Origin of the sequence: Mycobacterium sp. E3305 (genome assembly GCF_001666785.1) — a bacterium.
In the GTDB taxonomy this organism is placed as follows: Bacteria; Actinomycetota; Actinomycetes; order Mycobacteriales; family Mycobacteriaceae; genus Mycobacterium.
Map to the genome: position 1 here is coordinate 1 of NZ_LZJA01000055.1, position 543 is coordinate 543.

1 protein-coding gene is annotated in these 543 nt (G+C 59.9%); it reads left to right on the forward strand.

Translation table 11 applies throughout. The annotated features are described in order from the left end of the window. The coding region (locus tag A5701_RS05710; protein WP_156669937.1) for a class I SAM-dependent methyltransferase at positions 1-543 on the forward strand (543 nt) is incomplete at both ends.

Here is a 543-nt window from a genome sequence, read left to right on the forward strand (position 1 = left end):
GAATCGCAATCCATCTACGACGTTTCGGACGAGTTTTTTGCCCTGTTCCTAGATCCGACAATGGGCTATACGTGCGCTTATTTCGAACGCGAGGGCATGACGCTCGAAGAGGCGCAGAATGCGAAGTTCGATCTGGCGCTGGGCAAGTTGAATCTCGAGCCGGGGATGACGCTACTCGACATCGGTTGCGGCTGGGGAGGAGCGCTGCACCGGGCGATCGAGAAATATGACGTCAACGTGATCGGGATCACGCTGAGTCGCAACCAGTTTGCCTACAGTAAGGCCAAAATGGCCGCCATCCCCACCGACCGCTCCGTCGAAGTCCGGTTGCAGGGCTGGGAGGAATTCGACGACAAGGTCGACCGCATCGTTTCGATCGGCGCCTTCGAGCACTTCGGCCGCCAGCGCTACGGCCGCTTCTTCAAGATGGCCTACCAGGTGCTGCCGTCCGACGGAATCATGTTGCTGCACACCATCGTTCGCCCCTCCTTCAAGGAGGCCAGGGCGCGGGGCATGACGCTGACGCACGAGATCGTGCACTGC